General features: G+C 69.2%; 20 protein-coding genes. 10 read left to right on the top strand and 10 right to left on the bottom strand.

Annotation, left to right across the window (positions count from 1 at the left end; all coding sequences use genetic code 11):
- Positions 1–55 precede the first annotated feature (55 nt).
- Together rpsO and E0H73_RS04445 are read right to left on the bottom strand one after the other, a co-directional pair.
- Positions 56–328, bottom strand: a complete 273-nt coding sequence (gene rpsO / locus E0H73_RS04450) for a 30S ribosomal protein S15 (RefSeq protein ID WP_131351575.1) — start codon at positions 326–328, stop codon at positions 56–58.
- Positions 329–444: 116 nt separating this feature from the next.
- A complete protein-coding gene (locus E0H73_RS04445; RefSeq protein ID WP_131351572.1) occupies positions 445–1,407 on the bottom strand; it encodes a bifunctional riboflavin kinase/FAD synthetase in 963 nt (320 codons plus the stop codon).
- 121 nt (positions 1,408–1,528) lie between these two features.
- On the opposite strand from E0H73_RS04445, the gene E0H73_RS04440 reads away from it, so the two are divergent.
- The gene (locus tag E0H73_RS04440; RefSeq protein WP_131351569.1) at positions 1,529–2,533 is read left to right on the top strand and encodes an SGNH/GDSL hydrolase family protein; all 1,005 of its coding nucleotides are present in this window, start codon (positions 1,529–1,531) and stop codon (positions 2,531–2,533) included.
- Positions 2,534–2,601: 68 nt separating this feature from the next.
- Here E0H73_RS04440 and E0H73_RS04435 read toward each other — a convergent pair whose 3' ends face one another.
- The 8 genes from E0H73_RS04435 to rimP form a co-directional block, all read right to left on the bottom strand.
- Positions 2,602–3,483, bottom strand: coding sequence for an NAD-dependent protein deacetylase (locus E0H73_RS04435; protein ID WP_131351566.1), 882 nt, complete (start codon positions 3,481–3,483; stop codon positions 2,602–2,604).
- Positions 3,484–3,715: 232 nt separating this feature from the next.
- Positions 3,716–4,573, bottom strand: a complete 858-nt coding sequence (locus tag E0H73_RS04430; RefSeq protein WP_131351563.1) for an LLM class flavin-dependent oxidoreductase — start codon at positions 4,571–4,573, stop codon at positions 3,716–3,718.
- Between the two features lie 143 nt (positions 4,574–4,716).
- Entirely contained in the window at positions 4,717–5,610 is an 894-nt protein-coding gene (gene truB, locus E0H73_RS04425; RefSeq protein ID WP_420323416.1) for a tRNA pseudouridine(55) synthase TruB, read from the bottom strand.
- A complete protein-coding gene (gene rbfA / locus E0H73_RS04420) occupies positions 5,607–6,047 on the bottom strand; it encodes a 30S ribosome-binding factor RbfA (protein WP_202867193.1) in 441 nt (146 codons plus the stop codon). Before rbfA ends, truB begins: the two co-directional genes overlap by 4 nt.
- A 100-nt stretch (positions 6,048–6,147) precedes the next feature.
- Entirely contained in the window at positions 6,148–9,294 is a 3,147-nt protein-coding gene (infB, locus tag E0H73_RS04415) for a translation initiation factor IF-2 (RefSeq protein ID WP_131351557.1), read from the bottom strand.
- Between the two features lie 112 nt (positions 9,295–9,406).
- Positions 9,407–9,757, bottom strand: coding sequence for a YlxR family protein (locus E0H73_RS04410; protein ID WP_272949111.1), 351 nt, complete (start codon positions 9,755–9,757; stop codon positions 9,407–9,409).
- A 51-nt stretch (positions 9,758–9,808) separates the two neighbouring features.
- Entirely contained in the window at positions 9,809–10,801 is a 993-nt protein-coding gene (gene nusA / locus E0H73_RS04405; protein WP_131351551.1) for a transcription termination factor NusA, read from the bottom strand.
- Position 10,802: 1 nt separating this feature from the next.
- Positions 10,803–11,324: a ribosome maturation factor RimP gene (rimP, locus tag E0H73_RS04400; protein ID WP_131351548.1), complete on the bottom strand. Its 522-nt coding sequence runs from the start codon at positions 11,322–11,324 to the stop codon at positions 10,803–10,805.
- A gap of 154 nt (positions 11,325–11,478) precedes the next feature.
- On the opposite strand from rimP, the gene E0H73_RS04395 reads away from it, so the two are divergent.
- From E0H73_RS04395 to E0H73_RS04350, 9 genes are all read left to right on the top strand, one after another.
- Positions 11,479–12,027: a cell division protein FtsK gene (locus tag E0H73_RS04395; RefSeq protein ID WP_131351545.1), complete on the top strand. Its 549-nt coding sequence runs from the start codon at positions 11,479–11,481 to the stop codon at positions 12,025–12,027.
- Positions 12,024–12,434 (top strand): ferritin-like domain-containing protein, encoded by a 411-nt coding sequence (locus E0H73_RS04390; RefSeq protein ID WP_131351544.1) that lies wholly within the window; start codon positions 12,024–12,026, stop codon positions 12,432–12,434. Before E0H73_RS04395 ends, E0H73_RS04390 begins: the two co-directional genes overlap by 4 nt.
- Positions 12,435–12,660: 226 nt before the next feature.
- Positions 12,661–13,014 carry a cupin domain-containing protein gene (locus E0H73_RS04385; protein ID WP_131351542.1) on the top strand — a complete coding sequence of 118 codons (354 nt, stop codon included), beginning with the start codon at positions 12,661–12,663 and terminating at the stop codon, positions 13,012–13,014.
- The gene (locus E0H73_RS04380; RefSeq protein WP_131351541.1) at positions 13,007–14,362 is read left to right on the top strand and encodes a class I tRNA ligase family protein; all 1,356 of its coding nucleotides are present in this window, start codon (positions 13,007–13,009) and stop codon (positions 14,360–14,362) included. The genes E0H73_RS04385 and E0H73_RS04380 overlap by 8 nt, the downstream gene beginning before the upstream one ends.
- 4 nt (positions 14,363–14,366) lie before the next feature.
- Positions 14,367–16,715 carry an FAD-dependent oxidoreductase gene (locus tag E0H73_RS46500; RefSeq protein WP_202867192.1) on the top strand — a complete coding sequence of 783 codons (2,349 nt, stop codon included), beginning with the start codon at positions 14,367–14,369 and terminating at the stop codon, positions 16,713–16,715.
- Positions 16,712–17,086: an avidin-fold protein gene (locus E0H73_RS04365; protein ID WP_131351538.1), complete on the top strand. Its 375-nt coding sequence runs from the start codon at positions 16,712–16,714 to the stop codon at positions 17,084–17,086. Before E0H73_RS46500 ends, E0H73_RS04365 begins: the two co-directional genes overlap by 4 nt.
- A gap of 1 nt (position 17,087) precedes the next feature.
- Entirely contained in the window at positions 17,088–18,335 is a 1,248-nt protein-coding gene (locus tag E0H73_RS04360) for an ATP-grasp domain-containing protein (protein ID WP_131351536.1), read from the top strand.
- Positions 18,332–19,588: an MFS transporter gene (locus tag E0H73_RS04355; RefSeq protein ID WP_131351533.1), complete on the top strand. Its 1,257-nt coding sequence runs from the start codon at positions 18,332–18,334 to the stop codon at positions 19,586–19,588. The genes E0H73_RS04360 and E0H73_RS04355 overlap by 4 nt, the downstream gene beginning before the upstream one ends.
- Positions 19,581–20,822 carry an ATP-grasp domain-containing protein gene (locus E0H73_RS04350; RefSeq protein ID WP_131351531.1) on the top strand — a complete coding sequence of 414 codons (1,242 nt, stop codon included), beginning with the start codon at positions 19,581–19,583 and terminating at the stop codon, positions 20,820–20,822. The genes E0H73_RS04355 and E0H73_RS04350 overlap by 8 nt, the downstream gene beginning before the upstream one ends.
- Positions 20,823–20,889 lie beyond the last annotated feature (67 nt).

Raw genomic sequence — 20,889 nt, 5'->3', positions numbered from 1 at the left:
GGCACGAATACGCCAGGAGCGGCCACCCGGGACTCGGGGGCCGCTCCTCGCGAGGTCATCGGCGAAGGCCGAGCCGCTCGATCAGGGACCGGTAGCGGTTGATGTCCTTCTTCGCCAGGTAGTTCAGCAGCCGGCGGCGCTGGCCGACGAGCAGCAGCAGGCCACGACGGCTGTGGTGGTCGTGCTTGTGCTCCTTCAGGTGCTCGGTCAGGTCGGCGATGCGGTGCGTCAGCAGCGCGACCTGGACCTCAGGAGACCCGGTGTCACCCTCGGTCAGGGCGTACTCACCGATGATCTTCTTCTTCGTTGCAGCATCAACAGATGACACAGAGTTCCTCTCGATTTCCGTTGCGCGGCGCACCGGGGCATTCTTCACCCGAGCACTCTCTGTCCGCGGCCGTTCAGACGGCAGCAGCCAGCGTATCAGTCCGTGGACGCGTCACCCTAATTCGAGGTAAGGATCCGGCGCGCGCCGTCGACATCGGCCTTCATCTGCACGAGGAGCTCGTCGATCGAGTCGAACCGGATCTGGCTGCCGCGTAGCCGGGCCACGAAATCCACGGCGATCCGGGCGCCGTACAGCTCCAGATCGTCCCGGTCGAGGACGTAGGACTCCACCCGCCGGTCCACACCGTCGAACGTCGGGTTGCTGCCGACGCTGATCGCCGCCGGCAGCGGTTCGTCGTACGCCGGAGCTCCGGGAGCGGGCTCGAGGACGGTCAGCCACCCGGCGTACACACCGTCCAGCGGGACCGCGGCCCGCGGGTCGGCGGGGATGTTCGCCGTCGGGTAGCCCAGCTCGCGACCGCGCTTGTCGCCCTCGACGACCACGCCGGTGACGCGCAGCGGGCGCCCGAGCGCCTCGGCCGCCGCCTCCACGTCACCCTCGGCGATCCGCTCCCGCGTGTACGTCGACGACCAGGGCTGCTCGCCGCCGGCCAGGCTCAGACCCTCCACCTGGAAACCGGCCTCGGCACCGGCGGCAACGAGCGTGTCCACGTGCCCGGCCGCCTTGTGACCGAACCGGAAGTTCTCCCCGACCACGACCGCCTTGGCGTGCAGCGTGCGAACCAGCACCCGCTCGATGAACTCCTCCGGCGGCCAGCTGGACACCTCCTTGTTGAACGGGAGGATCAGCACGGCGTCGGCGCCGTGCTTGCCCAGCAGCGCGGCCCGCTCCTCGGGCTCGCTGAGCATCAGCGGCGCCCGATCCGGCCGCAGCACCATCATCGGGTGCGGGTCGAAGGTGAGCGCGACCACCGGTAGTCCGCCCAGCTCGGCCGCCCGCGCCTTGGCATGCGCGAGCACCTCCTGGTGACCCCGGTGCACGCCGTCGAAGTTGCCGATGGTGACGACCGACGGGCCGAAATCCGCACCCACCTCGTCCAAACCGTGCCAGACACGCATGACAGCAGGATTCCATGTCCCGAGCGCGTTCCGTGCGGCAGGTCCGCGATCACCCCTTGTGATCAGGCGGTGACTCAACTTAGGGTGGGGCCGCCGCACTGCCGAGCCTGGGGAGGGTCCTGTGAAGCTACGCCGCCTGGTCGCCGCCTGCGCGTCGCTGGTTCTGGTCGCCGCGCTGCCCGTGTCCAACGCCAGCGCCGAGCCCGCCTTCCACAAGTATGTCGCGCTCGGGGACTCGTACACGTCGGCGCCGCTGGTGCCGCTGCCGGATCTGCTGTCGCTCGGGTGCGCACGCTCGTACAGCAACTACCCGAAGATGCTGGCCACGATGCTGCGGGTGCACCAGTTCACCGACGTGAGCTGCGGTGGCGCCGACACGACCAACATGACGCAGCCGCAGAGCACCATCCTCGGGACGGCCGCTCCGCAGTTCGACGCGCTGACGCCGGACACGGATCTGGTCACGCTCGGGATCGGCGGCAACGACTTCGGCGTGTTCGGCGACATCGTCGGCACCTGCCCCGGGCTGCGGGCCTCCGACCCGACCGGGGCGCCGTGCAAGGCCCACTTCACCGTGGACGGCGTGGACACGCTACGGGCGAAGATCGCGCAGACCCAGACGCGCATCGCGATCGTTGTCCAGGGCATCAAAGCACGGTCGCCGGAGGCAACCGTCCTGCTGGTCGGGTACCCGAAGATCGCGCCGGAGCAGGGCACCTGCCCGTCGATCCTGCCGTTCGCCAACGGCGACTACTCGTACCTGTACTCGATCGAGCAGGCGCTGAACGCCGCGATCTCCTCGGCCGCCGCCGCGGGCGGAGCGACGTACGTGGACACGTTCGGGCCGTCGACCGGGCACGACGCTTGTGCGCCGGACGGGCAGGCGTGGATCCAGGGCAAGGACATCAACGTGCTCCGGGCGCTGAACTACCACCCGCGCTTCGAAGGTCAGGCGGGTGTCGCGTCGCTGACTTTCAAGACTTTGACCGGTGCCCCGGCTAGAGTGACCGCCGCGGAGCAGTCGGAGTGGGCCGCGCAGGCTCGCGTGCTGGCCCGGCAAGCCGCCGCCTCCCCACAGGCCGTCAAGGCCTCCCTGAACCGCCTACGGACCAGCGCGCAACGCTGACCCTTTCCAATCCGTAGAGCGGCCCCCGGGCCGGACCACATCACGCGCGGTCCGGCCCGGAGGTGTTTTCATTTTTGTTGCTCGATGAGTTGGGTCAGGGCCTGGCCGAGCGGGAGGTTGACGCGGTGGGCGGCGTACGGGTCGCCGCGGGTGATGCCCTGGTTGATGATCAGCACCGATTTGCCGGCCTTCGCGGCGTGCCGGACGAAACGGAAGCCGGACATGACGGTCAGGCTCGAGCCGAGGACGAGTACGGCGTTCGCGTCGTCGATCAGGCGGTAGCAGCGCTCGACGCGGGACTTCGGGACGTTCTCGCCGAAGAAGACGACGTCGGGTTTGAGTACGCCGCCGCAGACGGTGCACGGGACCACGGTGAACGTGCGGACGATGTCGTCGGGCAGTTCCACATCGCCGTCGGGGTTGATCCGGGTCGCCTCGCCCTCGAACGTGGTGTTGGCGGCCCTCAGGCGACGGTCGAGGACCTCCCGCTGGGACATCGTACCGCAGTTGAGGCAGATGACGCGGTCGAGGTTCCCGTGCAACTCGATCACGTCGCGGGCGCCGGCTGCTTGGTGGAGACCGTCGACGTTCTGGGTGATCACGCCGGTGAGGTAGCCGTGGGCTTGCATGGTTGCTACTGCGCGGTGGCCGGTGTTGGGGTTTGCTCGCGCGATCGTGCGCCAGCCGAGGTGGCTTCGTGCCCAGTAGCGTTGGCGGCCGGACTCGCTTGCGGTGAAATCGCCGTACGTCATCGGGGTGTGAGTGCGGAGGCTGCCTGTCTCGCCGCGGTAGTCCGGAATGCCTGACTCGGTGGAGATCCCTGCGCCACTCAGTACGACGACTCCCCCACCGGCGACCACGTCCGCGACCGGCCCGACGTCCGCCGTACCCGGCTCCAACGCCAACACCTCAGGCCCAGGAGCCCACTGCAAAGTCGGACGAGAACGCACCCCTTAAGCGTAACCAGCGGCTTCCACCCACGCGCTGGATCCCCACGCGCCGCTACGCGCGCTCGCCTGGCCGCTTGAACTCAGTTGGTGGGAGGTGCTCGCGCCAGAATCAAGCGAACGGATGGCTACGGCAGTCGACGTGACCGGCCACCGGGACGGCCGGGTGCGGTGGCCGGGGTGACCTGGCCGGGTGGCGTGGCAGGGCTCAACTGGATGGTGGGCGGCGCAGGCTTCAGTCCACTCGGGGTGGGCCTGCTTTTAGGCGGCGTTCGGCTGCTTGGCGGACGGCGGCTGGGTCCAGGGACGTCCAGTCGGCGTCTATCCACCAGGTGGCGCCGGCTTCTGACCAGGGGCGGACTGTGCTGGCGGGGTTGGGGTCGTCGGCAGTTGTGGTGCCTTCGGCGACTATGTCGTAACCGTCCATGGTCAGGCCGTGGGTGGCTCGCTCGTTGCGGATCCAGGTGACGCCTTCGGCGAGGAGGTCTGGTGTCCATTCGCCTCGCGTCTCGCCGGGTGGTACGACGTAGTTCGGGAGCCAGCCGTCTTGGAGGGCTGCGCGGCGCATGGACTTTGGTCGGGGCCAGGCGCCGACCACCCAGGTCTGGATTCTCGGCTGTTGCACCGGTGGTGGCGGCGCGGGTGGGACGAGGTCTCCGATCTTCTTGGAGCGGTAGTGCTTGCCGGCGTACTCGAAGGACTCGTCGCGCCACAGGTACTGCAGCATCTCGAGCGACTCGTCCATCAGTTCCGCGCGGACCTTGCGGCCTGGATCGTCCTCGAAGAGCCAGAACCGGTCGTCGCCCGAGACGCCGAGCCCGACCGCGAGTGTCACCCGGCCGTTGCTGAGGTTGTCGACCGTCGATGTCTGCCCCGCGACGTCCCACGGTTTCCGGCGCGGCAGTGGCGTCAGCATCGTCCCCAGCCGGATCCGCTCGGTGGTCATCGCCGCGGCGCCGAGCATCACCCAGGCGTCGATCCCCCAGACGGCTTCCCACACGAAGAACCCGTCCCACCCGTTCTCCTCGGCGAGCGCCGCCAACTCCGCCGCATCCCGAGCATCCCCCAGTGGCAACACGAACCCATATCTCATCCTCCGACGGTAAGACCGCCCACCGACAGAAACCGTCGCCATCCAGACCGGCGCGCTCTTCGGAAACTTCTCGTCGCCTGGCGGCGATTTCTTTCCGCAGATCGCGTCACGGACGCGCACCACCAACGGCGGGGCGAACACGCCTAGCTGACGAAGACGGCGGTGGGTTTGGCTACGGGGCCGTGGGGTTCGTACAGGGCGAGGAAGGTGCCGGTGGGATCGAACATGGCGGTTTGACCAAGCGCCAGTTTGAGACCGGACAGCGGACGGCCGGTGCGGATGGCGGCGGCCTGTTCAGGGCTGGCGTCGTACCGGGGGAAGGTTTCCGCGGCGACCTCGGAGATAGGCCGCCAGACGAAGTCCTCAGCCAAGGACTCCAGCGTGTGTGCCGTCGACAGGTCGAAGGCGCCGACCCGGGTACGCCGCAACGCCGTGAGATGACCGCCGACGCCGAGCTCGGCCCCGAGGTCACGTGCCAGCGCACGGATGTACGTCCCGCTGGAACAGTCGACCGACACATCCACGTCGATCCACTCCGCGCCGGGTCGTACGTCGAGAATGTCGTACCGCGACACCGTGACAGCCCGGGCCTTGAGCGCGACCTCTTCGCCGGCACGGACGCGTTCGTACGCGCGCCGGCCGTCGACCTTGATCGCGGAGACCTTCGACGGGACCTGCGAGATCTCGCCACGGAAACCGCCCACCGCGGCCTCGATCGCCTCCGCCGTGATGCCGTCGACCGGGGCCGTGGTCACGATCTCGCCCTCGGCGTCGTCGGTCGTGGTCGTCGCGCCGAGCCGGATCGTCGCGTCGTACGACTTGTCCGACAGCTGCAGGTGACCCAGCAGCCGGGTGGCGCGGTTGAGACCGACGACGAGTACGCCGGTCGCCATCGGATCCAACGTGCCGGCGTGGCCGACCTTGCGGGTGCCGGCCAGACGCCGGATCCGGGCCACGACGGTGTGCGAGGTCAACCCCATCGGCTTGTCGACGACGACGACGCCGTCGGACGACGGGGTGAAGACGGGACCGCTCACTCGGCCGGCTCGTCCTCGTCGTCCTCGCGGTGCTTGTACGGATCGGCGTCGCCGGCCGGCTTGGCGCCCGCGGCGGCCTTGGCCACCTCGGCGTCGGCCGACCGGGCCTTGGCCAGCAGCTCCTCGATCTGGCCGGCGTTCTCCGGAACGGCGTCCAGGAAGAACGAGACGCTCGGGCTGTGCCGCAGCCCCAGAGCCTTGCCGACCTCGCTGCGGATCAGGCCGCGGGCCGACTCGAGTGCGGCCGCGGTCGAGGCCCGCGCCTGCTCGTCGCCGTACACGGTGTAGAAGACGCTCGCCTCGCGCAGGTCACCGGTCAGCCGGGCGTCCGTCACGGTGACGAACCCCAGCCGGGGGTCCTTGACCCGGCGCTCGAGCAGCTCGGCGACGAGCACCTGGATCCGGTCGGCCAGCTGCTTCGCCCTTGCTTCACCCATCAGGGCTCACTCCCTCATTCATGAACAACGTCCGGAGAGAACACCGCCTCTCCGGACGTTACTCCGGTGGCCCGGCACAGCGCCGGGCCACCGTCGCGGATCAGTTGCGCGGCTTCTCGCGAAGCTCGAAGGCCTCGACGACGTCACCGATCTTGATGTCGTTGTAGCCGTTGATGGTCAGACCACACTCGAAGCCCTCGCGGACCTCGGACGCGTCGTCCTTGAACCTCTTCAGCGACGACAGCTCGGTGTTGTCGACCACCACCGCGCCGTCCCGGATCAACCGGACCTTGGCGTTGCGGCGGATCAGGCCACTGGTCACCCAGCAACCGGCGATGTTGCCCACCTTCGAGGAGCGGAAGATCTCGCGGATCTCCGCCTGGCCCAGCGTGGCCTCCTCGTAGATCGGCTTCAGCATGCCCTTCAGGGCCGCCTCGATGTCGTCGATCGCCGCGTAGATGACCGAGTAGTACCGGACGTCGACGCCCTCGCGCTCGGCCAGGTCACCGGCCTTGCCCGCCGGCCGCACGTTGAAGCCGATGATGACGGCGTTCGACGCGATGGCCAGGTTGACGTCGTTCTCGTTGATCGCACCGACACCGCGGTCGATGACGCGCAGGTTGACCTCGTCGCCGACCTCGATCCGGACCAGAGCGTCTTCCAGTGCCTCGACCGAACCGGACACGTCGCCCTTGAGGATCAGCAGCAGCTCCTGCGTCTCGCCCTTCTCCATCGAGGCCATGAAGTCCTCGAGGGTCCGGCGCGCACGACGCTTGGCGTTGGCCGCCGCACGAGCCCGGGCTTCCCGCTTCTCAGCGATCTGCCGCGCCCGCCGGTCGTCGTCGACCACCAGGAACTTGTCACCCGCACCTGGTACGGCGGTCAGACCGAGAACCAGCACCGGACGCGACGGAGTCGCCTCCTCGACCGGGTCGCCGTGCTCGTCGAGCATGGCCCGGACCCGGCCGTACGCCGGTCCCGCCACCATCGAGTCGCCGACCCGCAGCGTGCCGCGCTGAACCAGCACGGTCGCCACCGGACCACGGCCCTTGTCGAGGTTCGCCTCGATCGCGATGCCCTGGGCCGGCATGTTCGGGTTGGCCCGCAGGTCGAGTGCCGCGTCGGCGGTCAGTACGACGCCTTCGAGCAGCCCGTCGATGTTGATCCGGGACTTCGCCGAGACGTCGACGAACATGGTGTCGCCGCCGTACTCCTCGGGCACCAGGCCGTACTCGGTCAGCTGACCGCGCACCTTGGCCGGGTCCGCGCTCGGGACGTCGATCTTGTTCACCGCGACCACGATCGGGACGTTCGCCGCCCGGGCGTGGTTCAGGGCCTCGATCGTCTGCGGCATCACGCCGTCGTCGGCCGCGACCACCAGGATGACGATGTCGGTGGCCTGCGCACCACGGGCACGCATGGCGGTGAACGCCTCGTGACCCGGGGTGTCGACGAAGGTGATGGCCCGCTGCTCGCCGTCGACCTCGGTCGTCACCTGGTACGCACCGATGTGCTGGGTGATGCCACCGGCTTCCTTGGCGACCACGTTGGCCATCCGGATCGCGTCCAGCAGTTTGGTCTTACCGTGGTCGACGTGACCCATCACGGTCACCACCGGCGGCCGCTTGACCAGGTCGTCCTCGCCGCCCTCGTCCGAACCGAAGTCGATGTCGAACGACTGCAGCAGCTCGCGGTCCTCGTCCTCCGGGGACACGATCTGGACGTCGTAGTTCAGCTCGGTGGCGAGCAGTTGCAGCGTCTCCTCGTTGACCGACTGGGTCGCGGTCACCATCTCGCCGAGGTGGAACAGCACCTGCACCAGCGACGCCGGGTCGACGCCGACCTTCTCGGCGAAGTCCGTCAGCGACGCACCGCGGGCAAGGCGCACGACCTCGCCGTCACCGTGCTTGACGCGGACGCCGCCGACTGCCGGCGCCTGCATGTTGTCGAATTCCTGGCGCTTCGCCCGCTTCGACTTGCGGCCACGGCGCGCCGGACCACCCGGACGCCCGAAGGCACCCTGTGTCCCGCCACGACCACGGTTGCCCGGACCCGGGCGGCCACCGCCGCCACCGGGCGGACCGCTGGGACCGCCGCCACCTGGGCGGAAGCCGCCACCGCCACCGCCGCCACCTGGGCGAGCGCCGGCACCCGGTCCACCGGAACCGCCGCCGGGGCGACCACGGCCACCGCCGCCACCGCCTCCGCCGCCACCACCGGGACCGGACGGACGGCCGGTGAACGTACCGGCCGAGGACTTCGGCATCATCGCCGGGTTGGGGCGCGGCGCACCGGGCACACCACTCGGACGCGGCCTGTCGCTGCCACCACGGCGGTCGTCACCGCGGGACTGCGGCGGACGCGGCGCCATCCCGGCCGGGCTCGCACCCTGGCCGGAGCCGCCGCCCTGTCCACCCGGACCCGGGCGAGCGCCACCGCGCTGCATGCCCTGCGTGGAGCTGAACGGGTTGTTACCCGGACGCGGTGCGCCCGGACGGGGACCGCCACCTTGACCGCCCTGACGCGGAGCGCCGGGACGCGGAGCACCCGGACGGGGGCCACCCTGACCACCCGGACGCGGACCGCCGGGACGCGGCGATGCCGGACGAGCCGGGCTGTCGGCGGCCGGACGCTGCTGCGCCGGACCAGGGGTCGGCCGGCTCGGAGCCGGCGTACGGCTCGGGGCAGGCGCAGCCGGCGCGTCGGAGGTGGCCGCCTTGGCAGCCGGAGCCTCGAACGAAGGCGCAGGTGTCGTCTCAGCCGGGGCCTCGACCTTGGCCGCCGGAGCGGACTCGACCGGAGCTGCCGGAGCCTCCTGCCGGGGAGCCGGCTTCGGGCCTGGACGCGGACCCGGCTTGATTCCCGGGGCGGGCGCCGCCTTGACCGGAGCCGGAGCGGCCTCGGCCTTCTCGCTCACGGTGGCCTCGGCGACCGGAGCAGGGGTCGACTTCGGGGCCGGCGCTGGGCGCTCGGCCGGGGCTGCCGGGGCAGCCTTCTTGGCCGGCTCGGCAGGCGCGACCGGAGCGGTCGCCTGCGGCGCGGCAGATGTACTGGCGGCGGCCTTCTTGGCCGCGCGCTTCTTCGGCGGGTTCTTCTCGAACTCCTCCGCCAACCGCCGGACGACAGGTGCCTCGATCGTCGAGGATGCCGACCGGACGAACTCGCCCATGTCGTTCAGTCTGGTCAGAACGACCTTGCTGGTAACTCCGAGCTCCTTCGCGAGCTCGTAGACCCGGACCTTTGCCACTACTCTCCCTCTGGTCCGAGCCTGGGCGCGGACCGTTAGTTGACGTACGTGCTCATCGCATTGCACTCATCGGTAGACACTCATCGAGTGGTCATGAGTCGATGACCCGCCTTCATGTCGTCACAGCGGTCTGGACCGCTGCGGGCGGCCGGGTGGCCGCCGTTTGCACTGCACTACTTGCCTCTTGCTTATCACGCTGCGCGACGTACTCCTGCAGCCCGGTCACATCAAGCGGCCCCGGGACCCGGAAGGCCCGTGGGAACGCCTTGCGCCGGACGGCGAGGTCGAGGCACTCGGTCACCGGGTGCAGATGCGCCCCACGGCCGGGTGCCCGACGATCGGGATCCGGGAGGACAAGCCCTCCGGACACCGTCATCCGCAGCAGGTCAGCCGGACCGGACCGCTTCCGGCACCCGATACAGGTGCGCTCCCGGGGCTTGCCAGGGCGCGCGTCTGTAGTCACTGTCACGTGAACCTCAGGGTGTGGTTGCGACTCAGTCGACCGACCGAGAGATCAGTCTACCTTCTCGCTCTCACGAGTCACATCGGTATCCGGCCGGATGTCGATCCGCCACCCGGTCAGCCGGGCGGCCAGGCGGGCGTTCTGCCCCTCCTTGCCGATCGCGAGCGAGAGCTGGTAGTCGGGTACGACGACCCGTGCCGCACGTGCCGCGGCGTCGACCACCTCGACAGACGTAACCTGCGCCGGGGACAACGCATTCCCGACGAAGGTGGCCGGATCGTCGCTGTGGTCGATGATGTCGATCTTCTCGCCGTGCAACTCGTGCATGATGTTGCGCACCCGCTGCCCCATCGGCCCGATGCAGGCGCCCTTGCCGTTCACCGACGGGTTCAGCGTCCGGACGGCGATCTTGGTCCGGTGACCGGCCTCGCGGGCGATCGCGGTGATCTCGACGGTGCCGTCGGCGATCTCCGGGACCTCGAGCGCGAACAGCTTCTTGACCAGGTTCGGGTGGGTCCGGCTGACCGTGATCTGCGGTCCCTTGAAGCCCTTGCGGACCCCGACGACGTACACCCGAAGCCGGGAGCCGTGCTCGTACTTCTCCCCCGGCACCTGCTCCGGAGCCGGCAGCACGGCCTCGATCTTGCCGAGGTCGACCATCACCGAGCGCGGGTCGCGGCCCTGCTGGATGACGCCGGAGACGATGTCGCCCTCCTTGCCGGAGAACTCGCCGTACCGGACCTCGTCCTCGGCGTCGCGCAGCCGCTGCAGGATGATCTGCTTGGCCGTGGTGGCCGCGATCCGGCCGAAGTCGGCCGGGGTGTCGTCGTACTCGCGGGCCAGCGAGCCGTCCTCGGCGAGCTCGCGGGCGAACACGGTGACGTGCCCGGTCTTGCGGTCCAGCTCGGCACGGGCGTGCTGCTGGGCGCCCTCGGTGCGGTGGTAGGCCACCAGCAGTGCCTGCTCGATCGCCTCGACGACCACGTCCAGGGAGATGTCCTTCTCCCGCTCCAGCGACCGCAGCACGGCCATGTCGATGTCCATGTCAGTTCTCCTCCACCGTGCCGTCGGCAGGTGTTTCTGTTTCGTCGTTGCCGGCAGCCCGGTTGAATTCGATCTGGATCTTGGCCTTGGCCACGTCGGCGTACGCGACGGTCTGGGCCTTGCCGTCCACGTCCAGCTCGGCCGCCTCGTCGGAGGCGGACTTGATCCGGCCGGTCACCTTGCCGCCGGCGGTCAGCGTGACCGCGACGAGGCGCTTGACGTTGCGGCGCCAGTGCCGGGGCAGAGTGAGTGGCCGGTCGACGCCGGGGCTGGAGACCTCCAGCGTGTAGGCGCCGTCGCCCATGATGTCGTCGGCATCGAGTGCCTTGGAGATGGCTCGGGTGACCTCGGCGACGTCGTCGAGGCTGATCCCGCCGTCGCGGTCGACCAGCACGCGCAGCAACCGGCGGCGGCCGGCCGGCGCGAGGTCGGCGGCCTCCAGGTCGCAGCCGAACTGCTCGACGATCGGCCGCAGGAAGTTCTCGAGGCTCGTGGTGTCCGTGTGGTCAGTCCTTCGGCTCACAGGTTGACCTGCCTCTCTCTCCAGTTGTGCACCCGTTCCGCCACTCGGCGATCCGACCGAGGGCAGTAGCCCACCATATCCGGCCCGCAGCAGTGTCCACGTCACCGGCTCGTCCCAGGCCGGTCACCGGCGCGTCACCGGGTATCGTTCCGGCGTGCCGACCGAACCCCGCCTGTCCCGCCGCGCCGTTGTCGCGACCGCCGCCGTGCTGCCCGGTGCCGTCGCGCTGGGCGGCTGCAAGGACGACGAGTCCGGCTCCGGTACGCCGGGCGCCATCGACCCGAAGACCGGTCAGGCGGTCGAGGAGACGCCGACCGTCGATCCGGCCGTGGTCGCCGCGCTCAGTGCCGCGGCGGCCCAGGTGACTCTATTGTCCCTCGTCTACACCAGCACCAGCCGGAAGTTCCCCGCCCTGCGCACCCAGCTCGCCGCCGGGGCGAAGTACCACGCGAGCCATCTGGCCAAGCTGAAGGAGACGGACGGCGTGCAGGCCGCGACTCCGAAGGCCCCGCCGGCCGCGAGTACGTCGGCTGCCGCACTCGCTGTACTGGCCAAGCAGGAGAAGGCCGCGGCGGCCGCCCACGCCACCGCGGCGGCCAAGCTGTCGGGTGCTCCGGCCCGGTTGCTGGCCATGATCGCTGCGTCCGAGTTGCAGCTCGGGACGAAGCTGACCCCAGCGAAGAAGAAGGCGGACGCATCGTGACCGAGGTGGAGGCCCTGCAGGCCGCGCTGGCCGGCGAGCACGCCGCGCTGTACGGCATCGGCGTTGCCGGCGGCAAGCTCAGCGGCGCCCGGTTCCGGTCGGCGACCGATTCCTACGAGCAGCACCGCCTGAACCGCGACCGCCTCAGCCAACTGGTGGTTGCCGCGGGCGAGACCCCGGCCGCGGCCGAACCGGCGTACGACCTGCCGCAGGCCGTGACGAACGCGGCGACCGCGGCCGCTCTGATCCTGCTGCTCGAGCGCCGGCTGGCGGCGGTGTACGGCGATCTGGTCGAGTCGGCGGACAAGCCCGCGGTGCGGACTTTCGCCGTCAACGGGCTGCTCGCGAACGCCGGCGCCCAGCTCACTTGGGGCGGTGCGCCGGTCGCGTTCCCCGGCGCGGTCTGATTCCCGGCGAAATTTCTCTGCGTATTCCTCTTTACTCGCAGCGCGACCTTCCTTATATTTTCGGCCACGGAGACTGGGGGGTCGCCGAGCTTTTCACGTAGCCGACGTTGGTGGCGTCGCGCGGGCTCGTTCCACGGCTGATCGCAGCGTGTTGTTCCGTACTTCATTCCGCTGTCATTCAACTTCTTCAGCCGCGCCTGGCGCCGGCTACGGAGGGTGGCGAAGCATGCGCACTTTCGATCTGAGCACCGGTGACGACCAGTACGTGAAGGACCTTCGGGTGGTCCGGTGGGAGCAGTACGGACTCGAGCGGGACCTGCCCTTCCAGGCGATGTGGTACTCCGTTCCGCCGGGTTCGGAGAGCCCGGTCGACCAGCACCCCGAACTCGAGTTGTCAGTCGTCGTGGCGGGGACGGCGTACGTCGTCGTCGGCGGCCGCGAACACGTGGTTCCCCAAGGCAACGCCTTCCTGCTCAGCAGCACGGAGGCGCACGTCGTACAGAACCGGTCGGCCGACACCGAACTGACCGTCTTCAGCGCGTATTGGATGCCGATCACCGCCGAGGCCGGCCATGGCTGATCCGGTCACGGTCCTCACTTCCCCGCAGCCAACCGTCAACGGCCCGTTGCACGTCGGCCATCTGGCCGGTCCCTACCTCGCGGCAGACATTGCCGCCCGAGCCGCGCGGGCCCGCGGTGAACGCGTCGTGGTCACCACCGGCCTCGACGTACACCAGAACTACGTGCTGACCCGGGCCGAGCGCGAAGGCGTCGAGGTCGGCGTGATGACCGCCGAGTTCCGCGACGACATCAAGGACACCTACGCCCTGGCCAGGATCGGGTACGACGTCTTCACCGATCCACTCGGCGACGCGCACGGACCGATCATCCGCCAACTGATGAACCACCTCGTCACCTCCGGGGCGACGCCGTTGCGCGAGGTCACCCTGCACGCCTGCGCGGACTGCGGCCGGACCCTGCACGAGTCCTACCTGAGCGGCCTGTGCGGCGAGTGCAAGGCTCCCGCGGCCGGCGGCGCGTGTGAGCAATGCGGCAGCCTGACCCAGGTCGACACCATGGTCGATCCGGTCTGCGGCCGCTGCGGTGGCGAGCCGCGTCCGTTCGCCGCGACGGTGCCTGTACTGCGGATGGAGGATCACCGCGAAGCCCTGATCGCGATGTGGTTGCGCGCCGAGCTGCCGCCCGCCGTCCGCGACCTGATCGACCGGACCCTGCAGGCCGGACTGCCGGAGATCGCGCTCGCCTACCCCACCAACTGGGGTCTCGAAGGAGAAGGCCCGCTCACCGGTCTGCGGATCGGCCCGTACACCGAGATCGCCCTCTCCGACCTGTACGCCGTTGCCCGCGGCATCGATCCGGAGGCCGCGGATGTGCCGGCGTACCTGGCCGCACTCGACCAGGTCGGATCGCTGTGGCACTTCCTCGGCCTGGACAACGCGTTCTGGTACGCGCTGTACTGGCCGGCCGTCTGGGCCGCTGCCGGCATCGCCCGGCTGCCCGTTTCCGGCCTGGTGGTGAACGAGTTCTACACGTTCGCCGGAGAGAAATTCTCCACCAGCCGGAAACACGGGACCGGTGCGACGGAATTGCTCCGGACCGAAGACCCGTCAATCGTTCGCTTGTTTCTGGCCTGGGACCGGCCGGACCGCTTCCGCAGTGATTTCAGCTTCAATTCCTTCCGCGCCTTCGCCGACCGCGTCGGGCCATTGCTGGCCGGCGTCCACCGCGTTTCCGAGCCACTCGATCCGGACCTTGCCGCGATCGAACTCGCCCGCGGAGAAAGCGCCTTGCGGCCGGACGGATTCGACCCACCGCTGGCGGTACGCAGTCTGCTCGCGCTGCTGGCCGGCGGCGTCCAGGAGACCGGGTCACTGCGCGTGGCGCTGACCGGGTCTGAACAGGAGTAGGGCGATGCGAGTCTGCGTCATCGGAGCCGGCATCGCCGGTGCCCTGCTGGCCTGGCGCCTCAGCGAGGACGTCGAGGTCGATCTCGTGACCGGTTCGACTGGGACGGATGCGACCGCGGCGTCGGGTGGCGGCGTACGCGGGTTCGAGACCCATCCGGTCCAGCGACGCCTGGCCATCGAGAGCCTGACCGAGTTGTTCGAGGGTCTGCAGGAACAGGCCGGCTACATCGAAACCGGCTGCACGTACCTGTTGCCGTCGTACGCCGGGCTCGAGGCTGCGGTCGCTGAGGTCGAACACGCCCACCCGGGCTCGACCGAGATCGTCGACGGCGCCGACCTCCGCCGCCGCGGCTGGCACGGCCTGCCCGACGGCACGGTCGGCGTACTCGAGAAGCGGGCCGGCTTCATCCGGCCGGACCAACTCCGGACGGCCGTAATCCACCGACTCGCAGACGGCCCGACAAGCCGCGTCCTCAACGGCCCAGTACTCCGGCTCGTCCCGCACCCGGACGGCTCGGTGAGCTGTCGCCTCCCCGCGTCCAGCCATCGGTACGACGTTGTCGTCGTGGCGGCCGGACCGTGGACGCCGGGACTGCTCACCGGCAGCGCACTCCCCGCGCAGCCGTATCGCACGAAGGCAATCCAGGTCGCCACCTACCGGGTCACCGGTGCCCTGCCGACGATGTTCGTCGACGAGACCAGCGACCTGTACGGGCGGCCCACCGCCGACGGCCGGTTGCTGCTCGGCGTGGACACCCATCACTGGTCCGTCACTCCCGGCAGCAGCCGGCCGATCCCGGACCTGGCCGACCAGGCCGTCCGGATCGCCGCCGAACGGCTGCCACACCTCAAGCTGTCGGCGCCCGACCTGATGGTCAGCAACGCCGACTGTTACGCCGATCCGCCGGTCCTGACCCTCTGGTCGGTGCTCGGCAGCTCACATCGGCTCTACACCTTCACCGGTGGGTCCGGGGGCAGCGTGAAAACCGCGCTGGCCGCAAGCCGGACGGCCGCGAGCGACCTGATCGGCACATCGCGCACCACCACTTCGCGGACGGAGAACAAGCGCATGACCATCACGGAACCAGGCCCGCAGCGAGGAACGCCCCGCTACCACACCATCGGTATCGGGGCCGGTCCCTCCAACCTCTCGCTGGCGGCGCTCTACCAGAACGTCACCACCGAACCGCTCGCCCTGTTCGACGCCCGACCGGGCACCGGCTGGCACACGCCCCTGCTCTACCCCGGGGTGCGGATGCAGACCGGCTGGATGAAGGACCTGGTGTCGCTGGTCGACCCGCGGCACGAGCTGACGTTCCTGAACTACCTGGTCACCTCCGGGCGGCTCTATGCGCTGATCAACTCCCAGTTCGACTCGCTCCCCCGGATCGAGTACGAGCGCTACCTGGCCTGGGCGACCGAGCGCCTCGGCGTGGTGCACTTCACCTCCCGGGTGGACTCGATCTCCATCACCGACGACGGCTTCGAGGTCAGCGTCGACGGTGTTCCGGCGGCCGTCTCCGAGCACCTGGTCCTCGGCCTGGGCACGCGCCCGGTCCGGCCGGCGTACATCACCGAACTGCCCGTGGAACGTGCGTTCATCGCCGACGAACTCGGCGTACGGATGGCCGGGCTGGACACGGCAGCGCCGACGGCGGTTGTCGGCGGCGGCCAGACGGGACTGGAGTGTGTGCTGCGGCTGCTCGGCTCCGGCTTCACCGACGTTCGCTGGCTCGGCCGGAACCAGTGGTTCCGGAGCATCGATGACTCGCCGATGGCCAACGAGCTCTACCGGCCGTCCCACATCGAGTACCTGCAGGGCCTGAACCGCGGCAAGCGCCGCGAGATGATCGACGACTCCCGCTACAGCGGCGATGCCATCACCCCCGGTGGGCTGCGGGCGCTGTACCAGGCCAACTACGACGGCATGCTGACGCTCGGGCGCTTCCCGGTCACCTTGCTGCCGGGCCGCGACGTCAGGACATCCGAACTGCTGGCCGACGGCAACATCCGTCTGTGCTGTACGACGACCTCAACGCCGGAGGAGCACGTCGTACGGCAGGTGGTGGTTGCGGCCGGACGGGAGCACGTGGAGGCACCGTTCGACGACGACCTGCGGGAGCGAATCGAGGTCGACGACGACGGTGAACTGCTGGTCGAGCCGGATTACTCGGTGCGCTGGAAGGGCATGAACGGGCACCGGATCTACACGTTCAACGCGAGCCGGTACAGCCACGGGCTGACGAACGCCGGACTGACGCAACTGCCGGTCCGGGCCGCGATCGTGCTGAACTCCATGTTCGAGCGGGAGATCTATCCGATCTCCGACGAGTTGTGCGCGGTGCAGTGGTGACCGCGGCAGTCCCGGAACCGCTGGTCCCCGACGTCGACGGGGTGTGGTTCCGGCTCGAGGTCGACGATCCGGCCGGCGGAGCGCCGTACGGGCAGTATCACCGCGAGGACGACCTGGTCTGGGCGGAGTTCTACGCCGGCGGCACGCTGCGCAGTGGGCGGCTGGTCGGGTTGCTGCGGCCGGACGGCTCGTTCGATGCGGCGTACTGCCTGGTCACCGCGACCGGCGACCTGGTCAGCGGCGAGTGCCACAGCGTCCCCGAGTTCGATGCTCAAGGCAACATCCGGATCAGGGACCACTTCCGTCGCGCCGACGGCACCACCGGGATCAGTGCCATCCGGCAGATCCCCGCTCCGGTCAGGGAGGCCTGAGATGAACGAACGACCTCACCTGCTGGTGGTCGCCACCGGCATGCGGCTGTTCCGTGAGTACATCCTGCGGTCGATCGCACCGCAGTACCGGATCCACATGTTCCTGCACGCCGAGCCCACCTGGGAGACCGACTACATCGAGAACTGGACCGTGCTGGAGAGCACGCTCGACGCCGACGCGCTCGTCGCCGCGGCGAACGAACTCAACGACAAGGAAGCGATCGACGGCGTGCTCTGCTGGGACGAGGCACGGATCCTGCAGACCGCCCACATCGCCGAAGCGCTGGGCCTGCCCGGCGGTGACGTCGCGATGGTGAACCGCTGCCGCGACAAGCACCTGACCCGTACGGCGCTCACCGAGCACGGCGTCCCGCAGCCGAAGTCGATCCTGGTGGACACCGTCGACGAGGCACTGGCCGTCGCGTGCGACCTCGGCTACCCGGTGATCCTCAAGCCTCGCGCCCTCGCCGCCAGCCTCGGCGTGGTCAAGGTGAACTCACCCGACGAACTCGCGGCGAACTGGGCCTTCGCCCACGACACGACCGTGCCGGAGGCGCCGCACTACGACGTCAAGGTGCTGGTCGAGGAGTTCGCCGACGGCTACGAGATCAGCATCGACGCGGCGATCTACCAGGGCCAGGTGACGCCGTTCTGCCTGGCCCGCAAGGAGATCGGCTACCCGCCGTACGCCGAGGAGATCGGGCACATCGTGGACGCGGCGGATCCGTTGCTCGCCGACGACCAGTTGCTGCAGGTGCTCGTCGACGCACACAAGGCGATCGCCTTCACCGACGGCGTGACGCACACCGAGCTCATGATCACCGCCGACGGACCGAAGCTGATCGAGATCAATGCCCGGATCGGCGGCGACCTGATCCCGTACCTCGGTCTGCAGGCGACCGGCGTGGATCCGGGGCTTGCGGCGGCCGCTGTCGCGTGCGGGCGTCAGCCCCTGCTGCTGCCGGACCGCACGATGGTCGGCGGCGTCCGCTTCTTCTACGTGGACGAAGACGATACGGTACTCGACTCCGTCGGCTTCGACGCGGACGGTCTGCCGGGCACGATCGACCAACTGGTGCCGTTGATGGAGCCCGGCGCCACGACCAGTCCCCCGCCGGCGGGCACGCTGTGGGGCCGGATCGCCTACGCGACGACCGTCGCCACCACGGTGGACGACTGCCGCGCCGGACTCGACGCGGCGGAGAAGGCGTTGCGCTGGTCAGGTCATCCGAAGGAGCCGACGCCATGACGGCGACCGACGAGAGCACCGGCATCTGGGAGACCATCCGGGATGCTCCGGTGCCGGTGAAGGCGCTGCTGGTCGGCGTCTTCGTGAACAAGCTCGGCTGGTTCCTGCAGGTCTTCCTGGTGCTGTTCCTGACCACCTCGAAGGGCTTCACGCCGGTCCAGGCCGGCACCGCGCTCGGCGTGTACGGCGGCGGCTCGGTGATCGGCCTGATCATCGGTGGATCGCTGTCGGACCGGGTCGGGCCGCGGGCCGCGGTGATGATCAGCATGTTCGGGATGGCGGGGTTCGTCCTCGCGATCGCCTACGTGCCGAGCTACGCGGCCGTGGTCGTCGTGGTCGCGCTGGCCGGTGCGGTCGGCCAGTTCTACCGCCCGGCATCCGCTGCCTTGCTGACCGAACTGACGCCGAAGAACCGCCAGGTGATGATCTTCGCGGTCTACCGGCTGGCGATGAACCTCGGTACGACGGCAGCCCCGCTGATCGGCGCCGCCCTCGTCGCGGTGTCCTGGAACCTGCTGTTCATCGGCGAAGCGGTCGCGGCGCTGGCGTACGCCGCCGTGGCCATCGTCGCGCTGCCGAAGCGATCCGCAGCTCCCGTCGAAGTGACGTCGGAGGACCAGCCGTCGGCCGGTGGATACGTCGCCGTACTGCGGGACTACAAGTACATGCTGTTCCTGCTGTGCATGTTCATCAACGCGGCGATCTACATGCAGTACCTGGCCGTGCTGCCGCTGCACATGAAGGCGGACGGGCTGTCGACCTGGTGGTACAGCGCGATCGTCGCGCTGAACGGCTTCGTCGTGATCACCTGCGAGTTGCTGGTGACGAAGGTGGTGCAGAACCGGCCCGCCCGGGTCGTCGCGATGACCGGATTCGTACTGCTCGGCGGCGGCCTCGCGTTCTATGCACTGCCCGGCGGGTTGGCGATCTTCGTGATCGGCACCCTGCTCTGGACGCTGGCCGAGATCATCGGCGGCCCGACCATGTTCGCGTATCCGGGCATGGCCGCACCGAAGCCCTTACTCGGCCGGTACGTCGGATCCGCGCACGCGATGTTCGGCCTCGGTTCGGCCCTCGGCCCGTTCCTCGGGGTGTGGATCTGGAACACGTCCGGAACCCAGGTCTGGGTGTTGTGCGGGCTGGCCGGCGGGATCGGCGTCGTCCTCGCGTACTTCGGGATGACACCCACGACCGCCGAGGAGACCACCACCCGCACCGCCGAGCCAGAGCTTGTAGGAGGACAGGATGAGTAACTACACGATCATCGTGGACCCGTTGTCCACGGGACAGGAATATGCGGCCGCGTTCCGCGAGGCGGGCCGGCTGCCGGTCGCCGTACTCAGTGCTTCCGAGCCACCACCGGCGTACACGACGAGCTGGCATCCGGAGGACTTCGAACACGTGCACTACTTCACCGGCGACGTACAGGCGTTGGCTGAGGAACTGCGGCACTACGAGCCGGAGTACCTGGTGCCTGGTGCGGAGAGCGGGGTCGAGCTGTGCGACCGGCTGATCGGGCTCCTGGCGCCCGGCACCGGCAACGTCCCGGAGCTGGCGTCGGCACGGCGGGACAAGTGGGAGATGGCGCAGGCGCTCGCGGCCGCGGGTGTGCCACGGTTACGCCAGTTCCTGACCGCGGATCCGGTCGAGGCGGAGCGGTGGCTGAAGGAGAACGACCTGCTCGGCAAGCGGCTGGTGATCAAGCCGCCGAAGAGCGCCGCCGGCGACGAGGTCTACGTCGTCTTCGAGGACGGCGACTGGCGGGAGCGGTTCGACCGGGTCCTTGGCCGGACCAACAAGATGGGGCTGACCAACGACGCCGTCCTGATCCAGGAGTACGCCGAAGGCACGGAGTACCTGGTCGACACCTACAGCGTGGACGGGAAACACGCGCTGGTCGACGTCTGCCGCTACACGAAGGTCGGCCGGGGCGACAAGATCGGCATCTACCGGCGGATCGACTTCCTGGCCGAGGACGACGCGGAGGTGCAGGCGCTCTGGCCGTACACCCGCGACGTACTCGACGCGGTCGGCATCCGGGTCGGCTGCGGTCATGTCGAGGTGATGATGACGCCGGACGGACCACGGCTGATCGAGGTCGCGGCCCGGCCGGCCGGCGGCGGCCACCAGATGGTCAGTGATCTGGCCACCGGCGACAACCACATCAAGCGGACGGTGGCCCACCGGGTCCGCGGCGAGGTGCGGGACGGGTTCGATCTGGTCCAGCACCTGCGCGGCATCTTCGTCATCGCACCGCGGGAGGGGTACTTCAGCAACCGCGAGGTGTTCGACGACATCGAGTCGCTGAAGTCGTTCCACTGGATGAAGATCCTGTACGACGAGGACGCCGTCGTACCGGAGACAGTGGACCTGTTCACCTGCCTGGCCTGGGTCATCCTGATCCACAGCGACCCGGCCACCCTCGACGCCGACTACCACCGGGTCCTGGACATGGAGTCCGGCATCCACATCACCCCCTCCCCCTGACAACACGAGGGGATATCCCTTGCCGTTGTGGGTTCTCTACTCCTGTACGAGGGGAGAACCCACACCT

The organism is Kribbella pittospori, from assembly GCF_004331465.1.
In the GTDB taxonomy this organism is placed as follows: domain Bacteria; phylum Actinomycetota; class Actinomycetes; order Propionibacteriales; family Kribbellaceae; genus Kribbella; species Kribbella pittospori.
The sequence above is the reverse complement of the archived record's forward strand: the minus strand, read 5'-3'. Positions and strand labels throughout refer to the sequence as shown.

Bases quoted from the DNA above. Each gene is read 5' to 3' on its own strand.
- E0H73_RS04430 (WP_131351563.1), bottom strand. From the start codon at position 4,573: ATGAGATATGGGTTCGTGTTGCCACTGGGGGATGCTCGGGATGCGGCG.
- E0H73_RS04350 (WP_131351531.1), top strand. From the start codon at position 19,581: ATGAGTAACTACACGATCATCGTGGACCCGTTGTCCACGGGACAGGAA.
- E0H73_RS04355 (WP_131351533.1), top strand. From the start codon at position 18,332: ATGACGGCGACCGACGAGAGCACCGGCATCTGGGAGACCATCCGGGAT.
- E0H73_RS04385 (WP_131351542.1), top strand. From the start codon at position 12,661: ATGCGCACTTTCGATCTGAGCACCGGTGACGACCAGTACGTGAAGGAC.
- nusA (WP_131351551.1), bottom strand. From the start codon at position 10,801: ATGGACATCGACATGGCCGTGCTGCGGTCGCTGGAGCGGGAGAAGGAC.
- E0H73_RS04380 (WP_131351541.1), top strand. From the start codon at position 13,007: ATGGCTGATCCGGTCACGGTCCTCACTTCCCCGCAGCCAACCGTCAAC.
- rbfA (WP_202867193.1), bottom strand. From the start codon at position 6,047: ATGGGTGAAGCAAGGGCGAAGCAGCTGGCCGACCGGATCCAGGTGCTC.
- E0H73_RS04445 (WP_131351572.1), bottom strand. From the start codon at position 1,407: ATGCGTGTCTGGCACGGTTTGGACGAGGTGGGTGCGGATTTCGGCCCG.
- E0H73_RS04360 (WP_131351536.1), top strand. From the start codon at position 17,088: ATGAACGAACGACCTCACCTGCTGGTGGTCGCCACCGGCATGCGGCTG.
- E0H73_RS46500 (WP_202867192.1), top strand. From the start codon at position 14,367: ATGCGAGTCTGCGTCATCGGAGCCGGCATCGCCGGTGCCCTGCTGGCC.